Annotated in this window: 1 protein-coding gene and 1 pseudogene; both read right to left on the bottom strand. The window is 74.2% G+C overall.

Annotation, left to right across the window (positions count from 1 at the left end):
- The coding region (locus tag IF06_RS35055) for an SDR family NAD(P)-dependent oxidoreductase (protein ID WP_420063449.1) at positions 1-3,051 on the bottom strand (3,051 nt) is incomplete at its 3' end.
- Positions 3,052-3,159: 108 nt separating this feature from the next.
- Positions 3,160-3,869, bottom strand: a pseudogene (locus IF06_RS35050) (acyltransferase domain-containing protein); the annotation flags it as partial.
- Positions 3,870-4,019: the final 150 nt, after the last annotated feature.

Here is a 4,019-nt window from a genome sequence, read left to right as displayed (position 1 = left end):
CACCCCCGCAGCCGCCTGCGTATGACCGATGTTCGACTTCACCGACCCCAGCAACAACGGCACATCCCGACCCTGCCCATACGTCGCCAACAACGCCTGAGCCTCAATCGGATCACCCAACGACGTACCCGTACCATGCGCCTCCACCACATCCACATCAGCCGCCGACAAACCCGCAAACGCCAGAGCCTGCCGGATCACCCGCTGCTGCGACGGACCATTCGGCGCCGTCAAACCATTCGACGCACCGTCCTGATTCACCGCCGTGCCCCGCACCACCGCCAATACCCGACGCCCGTCACGTTGCGCATCCGACAGCCGCTGCACCACGAGCACCCCGACGCCTTCGCCCCACGCGGTGCCGTCCGCAGACTCGGCGAAGGCCTTGCAGCGGCCGTCCGCCGACAGCCCGCCCTGGCGGGAGAACTCGATGAAGGCACCCGGGGTGGACATCACGGTGACGCCGCCGGCCAGCGCGAGGTCGCACTCGCCCGACCGCAGCGCCTGCACCGCCAGGTGCAACGCCACAAGCGACGACGAACACGCCGTGTCCACAGTCACCGCCGGCCCCTCGAAACCGAACGAGTACGCCACCCGGCCCGACAACACGCTCGCGGAGGCGCCGGTCGCGCCGAATCCGGCGAGCGCCTCCCCGGCCTGGCGTACGACGGTCTCGTAGTCCTGGCCGTTGGTGCCGGCGAACACCCCGACGCGGCTGCCGCGCAGCGCGAGGGGTTCGATCCGGGCGTCTTCGAACGCCTCCCAGGAGACCTCCAGCAGCAGCCGCTGCTGCGGGTCCATGGCGAGCGCCTCCCGCGGCGAGATGCCGAAGAACTCCGCGTCGAAGCCGCCCGCGTCGGCCAGGAACGCCCCCCGCGAGACGTAGGAGTCGGTGCCGGCCAGCGACTCCAGGTCCCAGTGCCGGTTGGCCGGGAAGTCCGACATCGCGTCGGCACCGGCCGTCAGCAGGTCCCAGAGCCCCTCCGGGGACTCGGCTCCGGCCGGGAAACGGCAGCCCATGCCGACGATGACGATCGGGTCGTCGCCCACGACGGGGCCGGTGGCGGCGGGGACGGGCAGCGCCTGCCCGCCGAGCAGCTCGGCGTGGATGTGGCCGGCCAGGGCGGCGGAGTTCGGGTAGTCGAAGGCGAGCGTGGTCGGCAGCGCGAGGCCGGTCGCCGCGTCGAGCCGGTTGCGCAGCTCGACCGCCGCCAGTGACGTGAAGCCGAGGTCCTGGAACGCCCGGTCCGGCGCCACCCGCTCGGCGGACTCGTGGCCCAGGACGGCCGCGACCTCGGCACGCACGAGTTCGCCGAGGGCGCGCAGCTGCTCCGCACCGGACATTCCCGCCAGGCGCAGGCGCAGGTCGGCCGCCGGCACTGGGGCGTCGGCGGGCACCGCCGCGCCGGCCTCGGCCAGCAGGTCGCGGACCAGCGGGTGGGCGCGCCGAGGACCGGTGGCGGCCACCCGGGCCCAGTCGATGTCGGCCACCACGAGGTACGTCTCGTCGTGGTCCAGCGCCCGGCTGAAGGCGCGCACGGCTGTCTCCGGCGCCATCGCGCCGAAACCGGTGCGGCTGAGCCGCTGTTCGAAGTCGCCCGCGCTCACCCCGCCGTCGGCCCACAGGCCCCAGGCGAGCGAGGTCGCCGGCAGCCCCTCGGCGCGGCGGCGCTGCGCCAGGGCGTCGAGGAACGCGTTGCCCGGCGCATACGTGGCCTGGCCGGCGGCACCCATGAGGCCGGCGAGGGAGGAGAAGAGGACGAAGGCGGAGAGGTCGCTGCCCCGGGTCAGCTCGTCCAGGTTGCGCGCGGCGTCGACCTTCGCCCGCAGGGCGGTGGCCAGCTGGTCGACACTCACGGCGTCGACGACGTTGTCGTCGAGGGCCGCGGCGGTGTGCACGACCGCGCTCAGCGGAAGCTCAGCGGGGATCGAGTCGAGCAGCGTCGCGAGCGCGGCCCGGTCGGCCACGTCGCAGGACGCGAGGGTGACCCGGGTGCCGAGCCCGGCGAGTTCCTCGGCGAGGGCGGTCGCGCCGGGCGCCTCGCCACCCCGCCGGCTGACCAGGAGGAGGTGTTCGGCTCCTTCGGCGGCCAGCGCGCGGGCGACGTGTCCCCCGAGTGCCCCGGTGCCGCCGGTGATCAGCACCGTGCCGCGCGGCGTCCAGGAACCGCGCGCACCGGTGTCGCCGTACGTCGCACGAACGAGCCGGCGGGCGTGGCCGCCGGTGCCGCGCAGGGCGATCTCGTCCTCCTGGCCGGTGCCGGCGATCAGCGTCCGGAGCATGCGCACGACGCCCTGGTCGGGCTGCTCGGGGAGGTCGACGAGCCCGCCCCACCGGTGCGGGTGCTCGGCGCGCAGCACGCTGCCGAAGCCCCACGCCATGGCCTGCACGGGGTCGACGTGCCGGTCGCGGGATCCGACGGAGACCGCGCCGCGGGTGGCGATCCAGAGCCGGGCGGTGATCCCGGCGTCGCCGAGCGCCTGCGCGAGCGCGACCGTGCCGGCGAGGCCCGTCGGCACGGAGGCGGCCCCGGCGTACGGCCGGGTGTCGAGGGCCAGCAGGGAGAGTACGGGCAGCACGTCCCCGTCGCGGCCGGTCGACGCCTCGGCGAGGTCGTGGGCGAGGCGCTTGCGGTCGCACGTGGCGTCGACCTCGACGATCCGCCCGCCGGCGGCGCCGAGGGCGGCGGCCCAGTCCGTCACGGCCGCGTCGGCGTCGGCCGGTACGACGAGCAGGAAGTCGGTCGCCTCGGCGCGGGCGGCGTCGTCCGTGAGCGGCTGCCAGGCCACCCGGTAGCGCCAGGAGTCGAGGGCCGCCTCGGCGTCCCGGCGGCGTCTCCAGGTGGACAGCGCCGGCAGCACGTCCGCGAGCGGGGCGTCGGCGTCGACGGCCAGGCTCTCGGCGAGGGTCGTCAGGTCCTCCGCCTCGATCGCCCGCCAGAAGTCCTCGTCGGCGGCGGTACGCCGGGCGGCGGGGGGACGGTAGGACCGCGTCGCGGCATTGATCCAGTAACGTCGATGGTCGAAGGCGTACGTGGGCAGGTCGACCACGCCCGGCCGGGCGCCGGTCTGACCGTGGTAGGCAGCCCAGTCGACCGGCACACCCGCCACCCACAACTGCCCCAACGCCGCCGTCACCGCAGCGAGCTCCGACTGGTCCCGCCGCGACGCCGGAACCCGTCGCACCCCGGCATCCGCGACGATCTCCGCCACCATCGCCGTCAACGTCGCGTCCGGGCCGATCTCCAGGAAGGTGTCCACCCCCTGTGCCCGCAACGCCGCCACACCGTCGGCGAAGCGCACCGGCTGCCGCACGTGCCGCACCCAGTACTCCGGATCCACCAGCTCCAACGGGTCCGCCACGGAACCCGTCACGTTCGACACCACCGCGACGCGCGGCACCCGCCAGTCGAGCCCCGCCACCACCGACCGGAACTCCTCCAGCATCGGCTCCATCAGGCGGGAGTGGAACGCGTGACTGACCGCCAGTTCCTTGACCCGCCAACCCCGCTCACGGCAGGTCGCCACCACCGACGCCATCTCGCCGACGGCACCCGACACCACCACCGACGCCGGACCGTTCACCGCCGCGATGTCGACCGCCGCTTCCGCAGCATCGATGATCCCCCGCACCGCGGACTCGGGCGCACCCACCGCCGCCATCACCCCACCGCTGGGCAACGCCTGCATCAACCGGCCCCGCGCCGCTGCGCGAACACGGTCTGATCCAACAGAGCCGCAGTCTCCGAACCCGGCTCGGCGAACACCACCTCGCGCAACGCACGCGGCAGGCGCGGATCGATCTCCGCGCACACCTCGTCGAACGACGCCGCGAACACCGGGAACGCGTCGTACAGCTCCCGGCCCATGCCCACACGCTGCGAACCCTGACCCGTGAACAACACCGCCCGACGACCCGCCGACACCACACCCGAGACCCGGCCCTCGGCCACCGCCGCGAGGCCCGCCGCCAGCTCGTCGACGTCCGAGCCCCACACCACCGCGCGATGCTCCAACGC

It is taken from the genome of Micromonospora globosa, assembly GCF_000717585.1.
Classification (GTDB): domain Bacteria; phylum Actinomycetota; class Actinomycetes; order Mycobacteriales; family Micromonosporaceae; genus Micromonospora; species Micromonospora aurantiaca.
The sequence above is the reverse complement of the archived record's forward strand: the minus strand, read 5'-3'. Positions and strand labels throughout refer to the sequence as shown.